The sequence below is a fragment of the Paenibacillus sp. B01 genome, from assembly GCF_009649995.1.
Classification (GTDB): Bacteria; Bacillota; Bacilli; order Paenibacillales; family Paenibacillaceae; genus Paenibacillus_O; species Paenibacillus_O pasadenensis.
Window position 1 is genome coordinate 4,902,008 of sequence record NZ_CP045802.1, and the last position, 16,779, is coordinate 4,918,786.

Below are 16,779 nucleotides of genomic sequence, written 5' to 3' on the forward strand. Positions count from 1 at the left end.
CGTGTGGGGATGGTGGCGGTGCAGGCGATCAGTAGCCGATGAAAGGACTGCGGCGCTGCGGCGCTGCCGGCTTGGCCGGCGGCTCCGCCAAGGCGGACGGCGATGAAGCCGGCGCTGCGGACGGTGCCGTGGACGGTGCGGCATCCGGTGCAGTGGACGGCGCGGCAGCCCGTGCGGAGGCCTGCTCGTGCCGCTCCGTCACCCGCTCGGCGAAGCCGTCCAGCCGCTGCAGCAGCTCGCGGAACAGCTCGATGCGCAGCTCCAGCTCGGCTGGCCCGAGGCCGCCGAACAGCAGCTCCACCGTATGGGCGCCCGCCTCGCGGGTGCGCTCCAGCAGCTTGCGGCCGGCCGGCGTGATCGCGAGCGCGATCGAGCGGCGGTCGGAGGCGCTGCGCCTGCGCTCGGCGTAGCCGGCGCTCTCCAGCTTGTCGCAGAGGGCGGTCACCGCGCCGGAGGTGAAGTCCAGCCGCTCCGCCAGCTCGCCGAGCCGCTGCTCGCCCTCCTGCAAAATCGTGCCGAGCACGAGCAGCCCCGGCAGCGAGACGCCCTCCAGCGCGATCTTGTCGCGCTCCTTGACGAAGCGTCGGACGAGCTTGCGGAACAGCCAGTCGGCTTCGAGCTTGAGCTCCTCGCGGTCGGGTGCTGGCGATGGAACTTGGCGATTGTCATTAGAGTCGCTCATGCCGCTCCTTTCCTCGGACCTACGGATGGATGCAAAAAGGCTCCCGCGCCTTCCCCGAGGTCGGGTGAAGGAGCTGGAGCCTCTGGCGGTCCAGTCGGCAGCCGAAATTAGTTTGGCCATAAGATAATGAATGCTCGTTGAACGATCGTTCATTGAATGAACGACGGTTGAATGAAGCCTGAAGCAAGAATAAAACAAGTTAACCAAGTTGTCAACTTGGTTTTTAAAAACGACAAGCAAAAAGCCTCCCAGCGGCCTTCAAGGCTCAGGCAGGAGGCTTTTATCTTGGCTGTCATCGGCTTTCGTCCGGTCTTCATCGACACTTGCGAATAATATCCGAATGTAGTCCCTCCTGCCGTAGATTACCCGGAGAATGTACGCAGCCTCTTGTTCAGTCCGATAGAAGATGAAATAATTCTGGACCGGCATGAAACGTATGTCTGATGGAATGTTCGCAAAGCGGGAAATTTGGCTGCCAGCCTGCGGGTAATCGGCGATTGAACGCATTTTTGCGACGATGGCTCTCATGAGGCGGGATGCCGCATCCGCATTGGACAAGTCGTCCTCTATATAGCGCCTGATGTCCTTCATATCCTCCAGAGCAGCAGGTGAAATCCGAAGCTCCATCATCCCTAAAGTCCAAATTCCCGTTCTACGTCCTGGAGACTCATCCATCCATCCGTTTTGCCGGATCTCTCTCCCTCGGCGAGCTCTGTCATGAGCTGGAGAGAAGCCTTTAGCTTCTCGTACTCCTTTATATCCAGTAGCACATACCGGCCATGTCCGTCCTTTGTTAAAAAGACAGGCTCATCCTCAGCAAGGTCGCGAAGCAGCTCCTTGTAATTGCTTAGATCGGAAATGGGCTTGATTATAGGCATCATCCATCTCTCCTTCCATGGACTTAATTGTAGCATAGACATGTTGTCCGACCGAGCCCTATTTCTCCATCGAGCTTCCTTCTTTCATCTGCCCACACAGTCAACCTCTTGTGATATAGTTTTAGTTGACTATTCCAGGAAAGGCGGACTGCCCATGACCCCCATCGAGCTCCGAGGCCATCATCTGCTCTGCCTGCTCGGCTATCGCGGCAAAGGCTATTCCGACGGCTTCTGCGCCAACATGACCGGCATCTACGAACGGCTGCGCCGGGACCCGGAGACGACAATCCGGCTGACCGTCGGCCCAGATGCCGTCTGCGCGGCGTTTCCCGCGGACCAGCCCTCGCATTGCGAAAATGCCAGCGTCTACCGCAAGGACGCCGAGATCGCCGGGCTGGTCGTCATGCAGCCCGGCGACGTCCGGAGCTGGAGCGCGATTTGCGAGGCCGTCGCCGCGCGCGTGCGGCCGGACGACATCGCGACGATCTGCCGCGACTGCCGCTGGGAGCCGTACGGCCTGTGCCGCGAAGGCGTCGCGCATATCCACGCCGATCCGGATCGGCGGCTGCGGGAGCTGCCCAAGCCGCAAGGCTGACCTGCCTCCGCGCCGCAGCAAGGGAACTTCTTCCCTTGTCCGCTTAGCCGCACCGCCTCCCCTCGTTTGCTCGGCTGACCTGCCTCCGCTCCGCTGCCCTTCCGCGCTCAACCGGCGGTAGAACCGCCCTTCCGGCTCGACGACGGCGTTATTGCGGCACGGAGCGGCCTTCCCCTACAATCGGAGCCAGAAGGAGCGTGAACGCATGAAAGAGCAAGTCGCCCGCAACATCCAATCGTACCGCAAGGAAAAAGGACTGACTCAGGACGGGCTCGCCCAGCGGCTCGGCGTCTCGTATCAAGCCGTGTCGAAATGGGAGACGGCGCATTCGCTGCCCGATCTCGCCCTCCTCCCCGAGCTGGCCCGGCTGCTCGAGGTCAGCGTCGACCGGCTGCTCGGCTATGGTGCGGGGGATCGGAACGTCACCCTTTATGAGGAAGCGTACCGCGCCAGCGAGGACTACTATTGGGGCACGGAGCCGAACGAAGCCTGCTTCAAGGTGCTGCGTCTCGCTCCTCCTGCCCGCCGGCTGAAGCTGCTGGACATCGGCTGCGGAGAAGGCAAGGACGCGGTGTTTTTCGCCCGCAACGGCTATGAGACGTCCGCCTTCGACGTCACAGACGCCGGCGTGGAGAAGACGAGACGACTGGCCGAGCGGACCGGCGTGCGGGTGGATGCCTTCAAGGCCGACGTGAACGACTTCCGGCCGGAGGCGGACTACGATATCTACTTCTCCAGCGGCGTCCTGCACTACATCAAGCCGGACGTCCGGCAGGAGCTGTTCTCCCGCATCAAGAGCCGCACCGCTCCCGGCGGGCTGCATGTCCTGAACGTATTCGTGGAAAAGCCGTTCATCGCTCCGCCGCCGGAACCGGAGCCGTACGCCTACCCATGGCGCTCGGGCGAGCTGCTGGCGCATTATCACGACTGGCTCGTCGAGGACAGCTCGGAAATCGTCTTCGACTGCGATTCCTCCGGCATCCCGCATCGGCATGCGATGAGCACGCTGATCGCCCGGCGGCCGTAAAAGCGGCTCCAGCCGTTTGACCGCCGGACGCATCCGACTCTCTCGAACAGTCCGCCGGCGGCCGATTTCCGGTGCCGAATCGGTCCCGAAATGGTATGATATTCGAGGGCTCTGCATCCTTTCATCCATTCGCAGACGCCGCCGCCATCATCCCGCATCACCGAATCGAGGCCCGCACCGATGAAGAAATTCCAGAAATTCTATATCGAAATCACGAGCGTCTGCAACTTGGCCTGCCACTTCTGTCCGCCGACGCTGCGGGAAAAAAGCTTCCTGAAGCCCGAGGACTTCGCCAAGCGGCTGGACGAGATCAAGCCTTATACGGACTCCGTCTACCTTCATGTAAAAGGCGAGCCGCTGCTGCATCCGAAGCTCGACCAGTTGCTCGACATCAGCCACGACAAAGGCTTCAAGGTGAACATCACGACGAACGGCACGCTGATCGAAAAAAACAAGGCCAAGCTGCTCGGCAAGCCGGCGCTGCGGCAGATGAACTTCTCGCTGCACAGCTTCGACGGCCATGCCGGCTCCACCGACAAGGAAGCGTACGTCACGACGATCCTGACGTTCATCCAGGAAGCGCTGGCGTCGACGGACGTCCTGTTCTCGCTCCGCCTCTGGAACCTGCGCAAGGACAATGCGACCAATCTGGAGCTGAAGCGCAACCGCGAGGTGCTGGCGATCATCGAGCGCGAGCTCGGCCTGACGGAGCCGATCGAGGAGCAGTTCAAGCGCGGCTCGGGGCTCAAGCTGGCCGACCGCTTCTACCTGAACCAGGACCACGAGTTCGAGTGGCCCGACCTGAACGCCGAGGAGGATGACGGCAAAGGCTTCTGCCACGGCCTGCGCAACCAGGCCGCCATCCTGGCGAACGGCACCGTCGTGCCCTGCTGCCTCGACGGCGAAGGCATCATCAACCTTGGCAACATCAATCAGGCGAGCTTCTCCGACATCATCCAGGGCGATCGCGCGCAAAAGCTGTATGACGGCTTCTCCCGCCGCGAAGCGGTCGAGGAGCTGTGCCGCAAATGCGGCTACCGCAAGCGCTTCGGCACGTAGGCCGGGCTGCCGCTTCAGCGAGGCGCGCCCGCTCCCGCTTGGCCGTCCCGCTTGGCCGTCCCGCTTGGCCGTCCCGCTTGGCCGCCGGCGGATCGGCGGGCGGACTTGGTCTGGAGGATGCTCCGAGGCGCGGCGAGCAGACAGCAAAAAAGCATGGCTCCCTTGAAAGGGAACCATGCTTTTTTGGGCTTGCGCCCTGTCCAGCCCGATCAGGGACTCGCCGCCGTCCCGGCAGGACGGCGACGGACGCCCCATCGCCTCAGACCGGCTCCAGGCTGTCCAAAATCTCCGCGAGGCTGAGCTCGGCGCAGGCCATCGACGTATCGGCCGCGCCGTAGTACATGCGGACGACATCGCCGTCGACCAGCGCGCCGCACGAGAACACGACGCCGCCGAAGAAGCCGTCCGCCTCGTAGGCGGCATCCGGCTCCAGGATCGGCCGGCCCGAGCGGGCGACGACCCGGGACGGATCGTCCAGGTCGAGCAGCACCGCGCCCATGCAGTAGCGGTGGTCCTTGGTCGCGCCATGGTACAGCTCCAGCCAGCCGCGGTCCGTGCGGATCGGCACCGCGCCGCCGCCGATGCGGCCGCTGTCCCACATGCCTTCGCGCAGCCCGATCAGATGCCGGTGGTTGCCCCAGTAGAGCAGGTTGTCCGACTCGGCGATCCACATTTCCGGGCGGCCGCAGCTTTTGGTCGTCGGCCGGTGCAGGGCGTAATGCTTGCCGCCGATGCGCTCCGGGAAGATGAGCACGTCCTTGTTGTCGGGCCCGAAGATCATGCCGTGATGCTCCACGGTCTTGAAGTCCTTGGTCGAGACGAGCGACTCGCCGATGCCGACCGGCGACACCGCCGAAAAATAGATATAGTACGTATCGCCGATCTGCGTGATGCGCGGATCCTCGATGCCGAAGCTCTCCAGCGGCTGCGACGGATAGATGAACGGCTCGTCGTCGATCGTGAAATTCCGTCCGTCGCGGCTGCGGGCGATGCGCAGGTACGACAGCGACGTCAAGTATTCGAACGCCGGCGCCTGGTCGCGCCGCACGATGACGCGCGGATCGGAGAAGTCGTAGCTCTCGTCGTCCTTGCGGATCGGAACGAGGTCGAGCTCGCCCTTCTCCACGTTATAGACAGGGGCCAGCACGACGGAACGGTCCGGGCTGATCGGCCGCTCCGCCACGCGCAGCAGCAGGATGACCTCCCCGCCGTATTCCGCCACCCCGGCGTTGAAGGCGCCGATCACCTCGAAATCGTCGCGATGCGGCTTCACGTCGGCCGGCGTCACCAGCGGATTTTGCTCATATCGGTAAACATTCATGCGTAGCAGCTCCTTCGTGGTCTAAGCTGTGCAGGCTCTCGCTGCATGCCGCCCGGGCTCTTACCGGCCGGCGAACGGGTCCGGAATGTCCAGCGTCTGCGCGTCGGCGTCGCTGATGCCCGCGTATAGCACGGCTCTGCCGTCGCCGCCGCGGATCAGGCCGCCGCTGAACACGACATCCTCCAGATCGGGCCGCTTGGCCGGGCCCGGCAGGAAGTCGCGTCGCTCGCCGATCAGGCGCAGGCCGCTCCAAGCCTCCGATGCCGGATCGAACTCGAACGCCATCGGATAGTAGTGGCGGCCGCCTGCATCATCGAAGCAGGCGATATGGCCGAGCACGCCGATGCGGCCGCCCGGCAGGAGATGGGTCTCGTTGGCTCCGCCCCATTCGCCCTCGGCGAACTGTCCCTCGAGCAGCGGAGCTTCGTCGATGGCCCGGACCGTCAGGCCGTCCAGCGAGCCGACGCGGACGTAGCCGATCTTGCCGCGGCCGCCCTTCTCTCCCTGAGGCCGCGTGAACACGCCGACGCCCCCGTCCGCAAGCTCCGCGAGGCGGATGTCCTTCATGCCGTCCGGTCCTTCGAAAAAGCGGCGCAGGTCGCGGAGCCCCTGGCCCCGGTAGAACACGGTCCGCCACATCAGCGCGTCGGCCCGCTCGGGATGCGGGAAGATCTCCACGCCGCCGACGACGAGCTCGCCGCCGATGCGGCTGTGGAACGGGTCCTGCAGCCGCAGGACCGGCGCTCCCTCGATCGGCAGCCAGGCGCCGTCCGTTTCGGCGAAAAAGACGATGTCGGAATGCTCGCTGTCGCGCGACTCGACGCGTCCGGGAAGAACCGTCCGGCCCTCGTCCTCGAACGGGGCGGCGATGTTGTAGACGTCCTTGCCGCCGACGCCTGCGAACGGGATGCGGCGCGGCTCGCGCGCGGCTGGGCCGGCGGCCCGGTATTCTCTCAGCAGCTCGGCGCATGGCGCCGGAGCCGGTTGCAGCTGGCTCATGAATCCATTCTCCTCCCGCGAAGCCCGGCCGGAGCCGGGACGATTATTTCAGGCTGAACTGCATGCCCTCCTGGAACTTCTTGCTGAAGATCAGGAACAGCACGATGATCGGCAGCGTGAGGATCGTCGAGGCCGCATAGAGCGGACCCGGGTACGACCCGTACGGCCCGAACATCTGCGACAGCAGCACGTTCAGCGTCAGCATCGAATCGCTCTTGACCGCGATCATGTCCCACAGCAGCTCCGTCCACCGCTCCATGAGCAGGAACAGGAAGATGACCGTCGTGATCGACTTCGACATCGGCAGCATGATGCGGAACATGATCTTCAGATCCGACGCTCCGTCGAGCTTGGCCGCTTCGATGAACGTCGACGGCACGGCCTTGAAGAAGTTCGTGTACATGAAGATTGCCCACAGGCTGACCGCCTTCGGCACGATCAGGCCGAGATAGGTGTCGTACAGGCCGGCCCGCTGGATGATGAGGAACGTGGGCACCAGCAGGATGATGGCCGGGAAGAACATATGGAACAGGACGAAGTTGTTGATCGCATGGCGACCGAAAAAGTTCAGCTTGGACAGCGCATAGGCGACCATGATGCCGAACAGCATCATCAGCGCGGTCGAGGCCGCCGAGACGACGACGCTGTTCAGGAACGCGTTCAGCCACGGCCGTGTGACGCCCGCCTCGCCGCCGCTGAACAGCCATTCGTACGACTTCGTCGTGAACTTCGTCGGCAGCAGCTGCTTGTCGATCTGCGTCCAGTCCGCGAACGAGCTCAGCACCATGTACAGATACGGATACACCATGACGAGCAGGAGCGCGAGGGCGAGGAGATAGCGGATGGCTCGCCTCGAGCCGCTGCGGCGTTTAGACCCAACCATTTCGCTTCCCCCATATCTCCAGAATTTTGCGGATGGCGAAGATCGAGATGAACGTCGCCACCGATGCCAGCAGCGCGACCGCCGACGCGTAGCCGACCTGCATGTTGGAGAACGCCTGCTTGAAGATCTCCATCTGCCAGGTGTTCGTCGCGTTGCCCGGGCCGCCGCCCGTCAGCTGGTACACCTCGGTGAAGATGCCGAACGTGACGCCGAAGCCCAGGATGAGCGTCGTGTACAGCGACGGATACAGCAGCGGCAGCGTGATCCGCCAGAACCGCTGGCCGTCCTTGACGCCGTCGATCGCGGCCGCCTCGTACACTTCCTTGTCGATGCTCTCCAGGCCCGAGGTGAGGATGAGGGCATAATAGCCGGTGAACTTCCAGGCGAGGATGAGGCCGACGACGAACAGCGCGGACAGCGGCGAGCCGAGCCAGTTGATGTCCAGCCCGATGCCGCGCAGGAACTCGTTGACCGGGCTCGTGTAGGACAGCAGTCCTTTGACGATCAGCGCCGAGACGACGCCCGAGCTCAGGTAGGGCAGGAAGAAGCCGATCAGGAACAGTCCCTTGAACCGGGGCAGTCCATGCACGAGCACGGCCACTCCGATCGCCAGCGCCGTCACCAGCGGCACGAAGATCATCATGAACTTGTACGTGTTCCAGAACGCCGCATGCACGCTCGGCGAGCGCAGCGCCTCGAGGAAGTTCTCGAAGCCGACCACGTTGAACGTCGGCGCGATCAGATCCCAGTCGGTGACGGACAGGAAGATCGACCAGATCAGCGGGATGAAGAAGAACAGCAGCGAATAGATGAGGTAAGGGCTGGCGAACAGCCAGCCCAGCTTGTTGTTGCGTTGGTCCATGACGAGAAGACCTCCCTTAGTCCAGGGCTTTCTCCAGCGCGGCCTTCATAGCCGCCCAGCCCTCCGCAGGGGCGATTTCGCCCTTGACGACTTTATTGAACGCCTCCGTGCCGATGATCGTCTGGAGGTCGTTGTACTTCGCATTGTCCATCGGCGGCACGGCGTTCGGCACGTTTTCCGCGTACGGCTTCAGCTGCGGGCTCTTGTCCAGCACCGCCTGGAACGACTCGTTCGTCGACAGGTCGTCGCGCGCCGGAGGCAGGTTCGTCTTCTCGAACCAGGCCGCGTCGTTTTTGGCGTCGCCGTACACCCACTGGATGAAGTCGATCGCCGCCGCCTGCTGCTCCTTCGTCGCCGAGGCGTACACGACGAGCCCTTTCGTATCGGCGAACGTCTTGCTGTCGGCCGGGTCCATGCCGTCCGGCACCGGCGGCATCGTCAGCGCGTACGTCTCGTTGTACTTCAGGTTCGGATACTTCTCCGCCCAGGTCGTGAACGTCCACGGACCGACGTCGGTGAAGACGCCCGTGCCGTTCTCGAACGGGTCGGTCACCTGGCGGGCGAGCAGCCCCTTCTCCTTGCGCAGGTCGTCCACGAACGACAGCACCTCGACGCCCGCCTTCTCATCGCCGGTGAAGGCATCGCCTTCGATGAACTTGTTGCCGCCGGAGGCCGCGTCATACAGCATGTAGAAGTCGAACCAGCGCTTCCACGCCGTCGGGTCGGCCAGATCCGGCTTGGCCCACAGGTATTTCTTATCGCCGTGCTTGGCCTTGAGCTTCTTGGTCAGCTCAAGGATCTCGCCGTACGTCTGCGGCGGCTCGCTGTAGCCGAGGTCCCGGATGATGTCGAGGCGCCAGCCGAACAGCATCGGATTGGAGTAGATCGGCAGCACGTACTGGTGGCCGTCCGCGAACGTCCACGGCTCGATCGTCTGGGTCATGCTGCGTCCCTGCACGATCTCGTCGAAGCCCTCCAGCGTATCGAGCGGCACGAGCGCCTGGCTGCTTGCCAGCTGGGCCGCGAAGCCGCGGTTAATGTTCTCGGACATCGTCGGCGCGCTCTTGGCCGCCAGCGCGGCCTGGATGCTCGCCTCCGAGGTCGGCGATTCCTTGATCGCGCTCACGTTGATCTTCACCTTGCCGTTCTGCGCCTCGTACGCATCGGCCATCTCCTGCCAGAACGCCTGCTGCGTCGGGTTCGGCGCGGCCCAGAATTCGATCGTCGTCACGCCGCCCGACGACTCTCCTCCGCCTTCGCTTCCGGACTGGCCGCCTTGGCCGGTGGAGCAGGCCGACAGCAGGCCGGCCATCAGCGCGACGGACAGGACCATAGGGACTCTCTTTTTCATCTTTGTTGTGCCTCCCTTTAAGTTGTCATGATTTCTGTAAAGTTGTCATGATAAAAGTAATGCTGATTGTAAGGGGTTACGGGGTCCATTATGGGCTTGAAAACGGTTCATGTCAAGTGACAAACTTATGGATCAGCTTTATGTAAACGGAATGATCTGATTTACATTTTAAGTTTGTAACGTTACAATGGAGGAAGGACAGCCCGTTCCGGCTCCGAGCTCCCGCTTGCCTTGACAGGCCGGCGCGCAACCGGAACAATGAAGCTAGTCCGTAACAGGGGTTGACGAACGTGAAGACGAAAGTAACGATGCAAGCGATTGCCGACAGGCTTAATCTTTCCAAAAATTCCGTCTCGCAAGCGCTGACCGGCAAGGCCGGCGTCAGCGACGAGACGCGGCAGCTCATCCAGAAGACGGCCGAGGAGATGGGCTACACGTACAGCCGCCGAGGCCAGTCGCCGGAGCCCGGGGCGGCGTCGCGCACGATCGCGCTGCTCGCCTCCGATTTCGCCTTTTCCCAAAAAGGCTTCTTCGGCGACATCTATCTGAGCATCGACCGGGAGCTGAAGCGAAGCGGCTGCGAGCTCGTCATCCAGTCCGTCAGCCCGAAGGAAGCCGAGGCGCTGGAGCTGCCGCCATTCCTCGAGAACAAGACGGTCGACGGCGTGCTCATCCTCTCCCACATCACCAATGATTATCTGAAGGCCGTCCTGGGCACCGGCATTCCCGCCGTGCTGATCGACCATCATCATCCGGAGCTCGCCGCCGACTCGATCCTGACGAACAACCGCTTCAGCGCCTACGAGGCGGTGCGCCATCTGCACGGACTCGGACATCGCCGCATCGGCTTCGTCGGCAGCATCGAATTTTCCCCGAGCTACTACGAGCGGCTCGAGGGGGTGCGGCTGGCCGCTTGGGAGCTCGGCCTCGAGCTGCCCGAGCCGTGCCTGCTGACCGATGTCGCCGAGGACAGCGACGAGGTGCGGCGGCGGCTGGAGCCGGCGGCCCGCCTCGCCACCGCCTGGTTCTGCGTCAACGACGGCTATGGCTTCATGACGAGCTCCGCCCTGCAGCAGCTCGGCCTGTCCGTGCCCGGCGACGCGTCGGTCGTCAGCTTCGACAACGGCTATCTGTCGCGCCTCGCCACGCCGCCGATCACGACGGTCGATGTCGACCTGCCGCTCTATGCGAGCTGCGCGGTCGAGCAGCTGCTCCGGCGGCTCGACGATCCATCGCGCCCCCGCACCGAGACGCTGCTGCCGACCCGGCTCGTCGTGCGCGAGTCGACCGCGCCTCCGGCCCGGTGAAGAAGCGGGCGGCCTGATCTCCGCCGGCTGCCGGCCAGCGCGCTGCCGCTCGGATGCGGCCAACCGTCTCTGCCTGAGCACAGGCGGCTTCTGCTCTCCGAGCATGCCGAACAAGCCTGCCTCGAGCGTCTGGACTCGAAGCAGGCTTGTTCGGCATGCCGCGGCATGAAAACGGATACCTATCAAGGAGCCGCCTTTCCATCGCGGCCGAGCCGCAGACGGCCGGCACGGAGCGTTTACCCTTTATTCACTCGACGCATATACCGTGCTGACAATGATTCCTTAATATGGAAAGGCAAGCATCCTTCCTTCGAAAGGGGAATCCGATTGATGTCCATCCGCCGCCTCTCCGCCTCCGTCCGCTCCAAAGCGCCGCTCGCCGCCGCCGCCCTGCTCGCTCTCAGCCTGCTGGCAGCCGTTCCGGTCCACGCCGCTCCTCCCGCCCCCCAGCTCCATCAAGAAAACGCCGCCGGCCAAGCCGGCAACTGGTACACCGGAGCGGTGCCGCCGCAATCCTCGTCCAAGCCGGTGCTGCTGTTCGTCCAAGGACTGCACTCCACGATGGACCGCTGGACGCTCGAGGACAGCTACTATGAAGCCGCCTACAACGCCGGCTACCGCACCGCCTTCGTGCAGCTGAAGGACGCGGACGGCGACGGCGGCAGCATGTGGACCAACGGCGCGCTGCTCGCCTCCGTCATCCGCAAGGTTGCGGCCTACTACAACGTGCCCAAGCTGAACATCATCGCCCACTCCAAAGGCGGCATCGACACGCAGACGGCGCTTGTCCACTACGGCGCCTCCCCGTATGTGAACGTCGTGCATCAGCTGTCCACGCCCAATCTCGGCTCCGAGCTCGCCGACATGGCCTACGGCAGCTGGACGTCCTGGCTCGGCTCCATCATCGGCCAGCAGGACGACGCCGTATACTCGCTGCAGACGTCGTACATGGCGGGCTTCCGCTCGCAGACCGACGCGCGGCCGGAGGTCCAGGCGACCCGCACCTACATGTCGGGCGGCATGGGCGACGACGGCATCTTCACGAGCTACTGGTTCGCCCACGCGGTGCTGCCCGGAGAGGATGACGGCGCCGTCTCGCTCTACTCGGCGCTCGGCCTGCCGTACGGCATCCAAAGCTTCACGAAAAATATTTCCCATAGCGCGATGGCGCGAGCTTCGCAGACGTGGAGCCTCGTGCGGCCGAAGCTCGCTCTCCCGGCCGCCTCGCTGGCCGGAGGGCTGCAGGCGTCCGGCGGCGGACCGGTCGCCGGCGAAGCAGTGCCGGAGGCGGCATCCGGGTCCCGCCAAGCGGGCGCAGACGAGCCGGCCGGGCTCATCCTGCGCGGCGGAGCGCTGGACGGCTCCGCATCCGCTTCGTTCCCGCTCGAGAGCGGGCTGACGTCGCTGTCGCTCGAGGTGATGACCGCGCAGGCGGGCAGCACGGCCATCCTGCTGTCGCCGTCGGGCCAAGTGCACGCCGCGGAGGCCGCTCCGCCGGACTCGGCGTCCGCCGACGTGTTCGCCGGCGCCGTCCGGCGCGTCTTCCACATCAACCAGCCGGAGGCGGGCGAGTGGAAGCTGCAGCTGGGCGGCAGCGGCGACGCCTACTTCGCCCTCGCCCGCCTGGACAGCTCCAGCACGATGCGGATTGCCGCGCCGAAAAAGCTCTACCGCCCGGGCGAGCCTGTCGCCCTCTCCGTCGATCTCGGCAAGCCGGTGCAAGGGCTGTTCAAAAAGCCGTCGCTGACGAAGTCGATCCCGGGGCGCTCCTCCGCCTCGCTGCGCACGCTTCCCGACACCGCCATCGCCGGCTCGGCCGCCTCTGTCTCGCTGACCGCCCCTTACGAGCCCGGCGTCTACAATCTGTCGTTCGACGTGGAGGGCGTGAACGCTCGCGGCGAGCGGGTCGTGCGCTCGGTCAACTACAATTTCGCCGTGCTCGATCCGCAGGGCAAGGTCGGGCCGTAATCGACCGGGCCTAAAAGCCGGAAGCCGCCTTCGCATGAGAGCGAAGGCGGCTTCCGGCTTTTCGAAGCGTCCTGATTAGTCTAGATCTAGGCCAAGCCTTGCGGAAGCTCCGCCTCGCGGGCGCGGCTGCGCGTCTCGCGAGCGGAGACGAGCAGCAGCGAGGCCGCCAGAGCCGCGCACAGCAGGTACATGGTCGAATAGGAGAACAGATCGGCGACCGGCCCCATGACGATGCTGCCCAGCGAAACGCCGAGATCGGCCGTCGCGATGAACAGCCCCATCTGCACGTTGCGGCTCTCGGGACGGAGCGTGAACGACAGATACGTCGTCAGCGCCGGATAAAGCATCGCCTGGGCGAGCCCCATCAGCAGCGCGCCCAGATAAAACGCCGCAGCGCCGCCGTAGGCGGCGAGGCCGACGCACAGCGCCGCGCCCGCCAGGCTGACCAGCACCGCCGCCATGAACGAAGGATGCCAGCGTCCGTCGGACGGAATCCGCTTGCGCAGCCAGAACCGCGCCGCCACCACGACGCCCGCCTGCAGCATGAGGTAGGCGGCCGCGCTGCCGCCGCTCACCTGCGCGGCATACAGCGGAATGAACGTCGTCGCGGCGCCGAACACGACCGAGCCGGCCAGCATGAGCAGGCTGCAGCGCCGCAGCTGCGGCTGCTCGGCCAGCTCGCGGAACGAGCGCCGCAGCGCGGCGCCGCCCCCTGCGCCGAGCTGCGGCGAGGCCGATGCGCGGCCCGCCTGCGGGGCCGGACCCGCGCCATCCGGGCCGCTCCCTTGCGCGGCCGGCTTGCCGAGCCTCGCCGTGAAGCCGACCAAGCCCGTCGCGGCGCCGAGACCGAGCAGCACGGCGGCCAGCAGCGCCGGATTTTGCGCCTGCCACAGGCCGATCGCGAGCAGCGGCCCGACGATGCCCGGCATCGTCGCGCAAAGCGAGTACATCGAGATGCCCTGCGAGCGTTCTTTCTCCGGAAGCGCATCGATCAGGCCCAGCTGCAGCGCCATCGAGAAGAAGGCCGTGCAGACGCCCTGCAGGACGCGCGCGGCAAAGTAGCCTTCCAGCCCCGTGAACGCATACAGCGCGAGCGCGGCCGCGTTCAGGACGAGGATCGCGCGCAGCACCCGGATCGGGCCGTGGCGTCCGATCAGATGGCCCGCCCACGGGCGCAGCAGCATCGTCGTGAACAGATAGGCCCCCATCACGACGCCGATCGCCGCGTTGCTCGCGCCGAGCGACTCGCCCTTCAGCGGGATGAGCACGTTCAAAATCGCATTGGCGCTGAAGTACAGCAGCGTCAGGCTGTACAGCCGCAGGAACGGCCCCGACAGCGCGGCCGCCAGAGGCTTTTTCATCCTTTTCCCTCCTTATCCGCGTCCAAGGCGTCCGTCCCTGTCCCGAGGCCGCTCCGGAACAGGGCCAGAAGCTCCCGCGCGTACGGATGCCGAGCCTCGCCGAGCCGGCCGCGGTCGAGCGTCTCGACGATCCGCCCCTCGTGCAGGATCGCGATGCGGTCGCATAAAAAGGCCGCCGCTTCCAGATCATGCGTAATGAACAGATAGCCGATGCCGTGCATGCCGCGGATCCGCTCCAGCAGCTCCAGCACCTGCGCCTGCACCGAGGCGTCCAGCGAGCTGACCGCCTCGTCGAGCACGATCCAGCGCGCGCCCGTCAGCAGCGCCCGGGCGATGCAGACCCGCTGGGCTTGCCCGCCGGACAGCTCATGCGGATAGCGCTCGAGGTACGAGCCGTCCAGCCCGACCTGCTCCAGCATCTCCTCCAGCCTGCGGTCCGTCTCTGCGCGGCCGAGCCTTTTTCCCCGCAGCGGCTCGAGCAGCGCCTGCCGCACCGTGAAGAACGGATGGATCGAGGAGCGGTAGTCTTGAAAGACGGCGCTCACCGCGCCGCGATGCGCCCGCTCCCGTCCGTCGATCATCACCTTTCCCTGATCGGGCCGCTCCAGCCCGAGGAGAATCCGTCCGAGCGTCGATTTGCCGCTGCCGCTCGCGCCGATGATGCCGAGGCATTCGCCCTCGGCGCAACGGAGCGTCACCTCCTCCAGCACGGCCTGCCGCTGGGCCCGCCTGCCCGGACGGGACGAATACGATTTGGCGATGCCTTCAGCAGCCAGCATGGACATCGCCTCCCCAAGCCTGCTCGAAGCGAGCGGTCAGCGAGCGCCTCGCCTCCGTCAGCATGCGCGTGTACGCATGCTGCGGCGCGGACAGCACATCCTGCGCCCGCCCGCTCTCCACCGCGACGCCCTGCCGCAGCACGAGCACGTCGTCGGCGATGCGCTCGACCGCCGCCAGGTCGTGCGAGATCAGGATGAGCGAGCAGCCCGCCTGCTCCCGCAGCAGCATCAGCTGCCGCACCGCCTCGTACCGGGAGGCGGCGTCAAGCGCCGTCGTCGGCTCGTCGGCGATGACGAGATCCGGCTGCAGCACGATCGACAGCGCGATCATGAGCCGCTGCAGCATGCCTCCCGACAGCTCATGCGGGAACCGCTCCAGCAGCGACCGCGGCTCCTTCAGCAGCATCGTCTCCATCGCGGCGGCCATCCTTTCGCCTGCCTCCTCGGCGCTCCAGCCGTGATGCGTGCGCAGCACCGCCTCCGTCTGCCGGCCGATCCGCCGCGCGGGGTCGAACGCCCGCATGCCGTGCTGCAGGATCAGGCCGATCCGCCGTCCGCGCAGCCGCCGCAGCTCCCGCTCCGGTAGAGCCGACAGCTCGTTCCCGCGAAAGCGGATGCTGCCGGTCTGCCTCAGGTCGGGCGGATTGAGCCTGGCGATTGCCTTGCAGGAGATCGACTTGCCGCTGCCGCTCTCCCCGACGATGGCGAGACAGCTTCCCTCCCGCACCCGAAAGGAAAGGCCCGGCACGAGCAAACGCCCGCTCGAGCGGCTTGCGATCGCCAGTCCGTCTACTTCCAGCACGTTCATCAGATCGCCTCCTTGCGCAGCAAGGCCGCCGCGGCCGCCTCCGGCTCGCCGGAGGCGGCTGCCGCCGTACGCGGTCCGCCGGCCTGCGGATCGAGCGCCGTCTGGAGCGCGTCGGACAGGAAATTCACGGCCGAGACGGTCAGCACGATCATGAAGCCGGGCGCGAGCAGCTGCTCCGGACGGGAGAACATCGCCTGCCTCGCCTCGCTGAGCATCATGCCCCACTCCGCATGCGGCGCCTGGATGCCGAGGCCGAGGAACGAGAGCCCGGACACCTGCAGCAGCGTCGTGCCGAACGATCCGCTCGCGAGCACGGCCAGCTCCGGCAGGCAGGCCGGCAGCAGATGCCGGCGCAGCAGCGTCAGCCGGCCGGCCCCGAGCGTGCGGGCGAACAGCACGTAGCCCGCGTCCGCATGCCGCCGGACCGCGGTCCGGGCGACGCGGGCGAACCAGGCCCATTTCATCAGGATGAACGCCAGCAGGATGTTCTCCAGACCCGTGCCGAGCACGCCGATCACCGCCAGCGTCATGACATAGCCGGGAAAGGATAGCATGACGTCGCATAGCCGCATGAGCAGCGCGTCGGTCCGGCCCCCCAGCAGGCCCGCGGCCATGCCGACCGCCGTCCCGAAGCCGACGGAGGCGAGCACCGCCGCGAGCACGTACAGCACGCTCGGCCGGATGCCGTGCAGCACCCGCGACAGCACGCAGCGTCCGAGCTGATCGTTGCCGAGCGGATAGTCGAGCGACCAGGGCGCATAGCGCAGCGCCATGTCCACCTCGTCCGGCGGATGCGGCGCGATCCACGGCGCCAGCGCGCCTGCGGCCAGGATCGCCGCCAGCACGGCCAGCGAAGCGGCAGCCAGCCGGTCCGCCAAAAGACGTTGCAGTCGCTTCAT

At 65.5% G+C, this 16,779-nt stretch carries 17 protein-coding genes; 5 read left to right on the forward strand and 12 right to left on the reverse strand.

The window, feature by feature from the left end; all coding sequences use genetic code 11:
• Positions 1-28 precede the first annotated feature (28 nt).
• From GE073_RS21065 to GE073_RS21075, 3 genes are all read right to left on the reverse strand, one after another.
• The gene (locus GE073_RS21065) at positions 29-682 is read right to left on the reverse strand and encodes a MarR family winged helix-turn-helix transcriptional regulator (protein WP_153784253.1); all 654 of its coding nucleotides are present in this window, start codon (positions 680-682) and stop codon (positions 29-31) included.
• A 258-nt stretch (positions 683-940) separates the two neighbouring features.
• Complete coding sequence (locus tag GE073_RS21070) at positions 941-1,312, reverse strand: type II toxin-antitoxin system RelE/ParE family toxin (RefSeq protein ID WP_228551692.1); 372 nt, start codon at positions 1,310-1,312, stop codon at positions 941-943.
• A 2-nt stretch (positions 1,313-1,314) separates the two neighbouring features.
• Positions 1,315-1,560: a type II toxin-antitoxin system Phd/YefM family antitoxin gene (locus GE073_RS21075; RefSeq protein ID WP_153784255.1), complete on the reverse strand. Its 246-nt coding sequence runs from the start codon at positions 1,558-1,560 to the stop codon at positions 1,315-1,317.
• 154 nt (positions 1,561-1,714) lie between these two features.
• Here GE073_RS21075 and GE073_RS21080 point away from each other — a divergent pair, with 154 nt between their 5' ends.
• The 3 genes from GE073_RS21080 (at position 1,715) to GE073_RS21090 (ending at position 4,241) form a co-directional block, all read left to right on the forward strand.
• Entirely contained in the window at positions 1,715-2,155 is a 441-nt protein-coding gene (locus GE073_RS21080) for a DUF1284 domain-containing protein (RefSeq protein ID WP_153784256.1), read from the forward strand.
• 205 nt (positions 2,156-2,360) lie between these two features.
• On the forward strand, positions 2,361-3,182 hold the full coding sequence (locus GE073_RS21085; protein ID WP_153784257.1) for a methyltransferase domain-containing protein: 822 nt from the start codon (positions 2,361-2,363) through the stop codon (positions 3,180-3,182).
• A gap of 180 nt (positions 3,183-3,362) precedes the next feature.
• Positions 3,363-4,241: a radical SAM/SPASM domain-containing protein gene (locus GE073_RS21090; RefSeq protein WP_028598758.1), complete on the forward strand. Its 879-nt coding sequence runs from the start codon at positions 3,363-3,365 to the stop codon at positions 4,239-4,241.
• 259 nt (positions 4,242-4,500) lie between these two features.
• On the opposite strand, the gene GE073_RS21095 is transcribed toward GE073_RS21090, so the two are convergent.
• Genes GE073_RS21095 through GE073_RS21115 form a run of 5 tightly spaced genes read right to left on the reverse strand, consistent with a single transcriptional unit; the run spans position 4,501 to position 9,657 of the window.
• Positions 4,501-5,562 carry a BtaManbiosPhlase gene (locus tag GE073_RS21095; protein WP_153784258.1) on the reverse strand — a complete coding sequence of 354 codons (1,062 nt, stop codon included), beginning with the start codon at positions 5,560-5,562 and terminating at the stop codon, positions 4,501-4,503.
• 60 nt (positions 5,563-5,622) lie between these two features.
• Positions 5,623-6,561 (reverse strand): MTP-1 family protein, encoded by a 939-nt coding sequence (locus tag GE073_RS21100; RefSeq protein WP_153784259.1) that lies wholly within the window; start codon positions 6,559-6,561, stop codon positions 5,623-5,625.
• Positions 6,562-6,604: 43 nt separating this feature from the next.
• Positions 6,605-7,444: a carbohydrate ABC transporter permease gene (locus tag GE073_RS21105; RefSeq protein WP_028598755.1), complete on the reverse strand. Its 840-nt coding sequence runs from the start codon at positions 7,442-7,444 to the stop codon at positions 6,605-6,607.
• Positions 7,431-8,306: a carbohydrate ABC transporter permease gene (locus tag GE073_RS21110; protein ID WP_028598754.1), complete on the reverse strand. Its 876-nt coding sequence runs from the start codon at positions 8,304-8,306 to the stop codon at positions 7,431-7,433. Before GE073_RS21110 ends, GE073_RS21105 begins: the two co-directional genes overlap by 14 nt.
• A gap of 16 nt (positions 8,307-8,322) precedes the next feature.
• Complete coding sequence (locus GE073_RS21115; protein WP_153784260.1) at positions 8,323-9,657, reverse strand: ABC transporter substrate-binding protein; 1,335 nt, start codon at positions 9,655-9,657, stop codon at positions 8,323-8,325.
• Between the two features lie 290 nt (positions 9,658-9,947).
• On the opposite strand from GE073_RS21115, the gene GE073_RS21120 reads away from it, so the two are divergent.
• Both GE073_RS21120 and GE073_RS21125 read left to right on the forward strand, forming a co-directional pair.
• Positions 9,948-10,964: a LacI family DNA-binding transcriptional regulator gene (locus GE073_RS21120; protein WP_028598752.1), complete on the forward strand. Its 1,017-nt coding sequence runs from the start codon at positions 9,948-9,950 to the stop codon at positions 10,962-10,964.
• Positions 10,965-11,294: 330 nt separating this feature from the next.
• Positions 11,295-12,932, forward strand: coding sequence for an esterase/lipase family protein (locus tag GE073_RS21125; RefSeq protein ID WP_153784261.1), 1,638 nt, complete (start codon positions 11,295-11,297; stop codon positions 12,930-12,932).
• Positions 12,933-13,018: 86 nt separating this feature from the next.
• Here GE073_RS21125 and cntE read toward each other — a convergent pair whose 3' ends face one another.
• Genes cntE through opp1C form a run of 4 tightly spaced genes read right to left on the reverse strand, consistent with a single transcriptional unit; the run spans position 13,019 to position 16,779 of the window.
• Positions 13,019-14,281 carry a staphylopine family metallophore export MFS transporter CntE gene (cntE, locus tag GE073_RS21130; protein ID WP_153784793.1) on the reverse strand — a complete coding sequence of 421 codons (1,263 nt, stop codon included), beginning with the start codon at positions 14,279-14,281 and terminating at the stop codon, positions 13,019-13,021.
• Between the two features lie 8 nt (positions 14,282-14,289).
• Positions 14,290-15,072, reverse strand: a complete 783-nt coding sequence (locus GE073_RS21135; RefSeq protein ID WP_153784262.1) for an ABC transporter ATP-binding protein — start codon at positions 15,070-15,072, stop codon at positions 14,290-14,292.
• On the reverse strand, positions 15,059-15,880 hold the full coding sequence (locus tag GE073_RS21140; protein WP_153784263.1) for an ATP-binding cassette domain-containing protein: 822 nt from the start codon (positions 15,878-15,880) through the stop codon (positions 15,059-15,061). The genes GE073_RS21135 and GE073_RS21140 overlap by 14 nt, the downstream gene beginning before the upstream one ends.
• Positions 15,880-16,779, reverse strand: a complete 900-nt coding sequence (gene opp1C / locus GE073_RS21145) for a nickel/cobalt ABC transporter permease (protein ID WP_153784264.1) — start codon at positions 16,777-16,779, stop codon at positions 15,880-15,882. Before opp1C ends, GE073_RS21140 begins: the two co-directional genes overlap by 1 nt.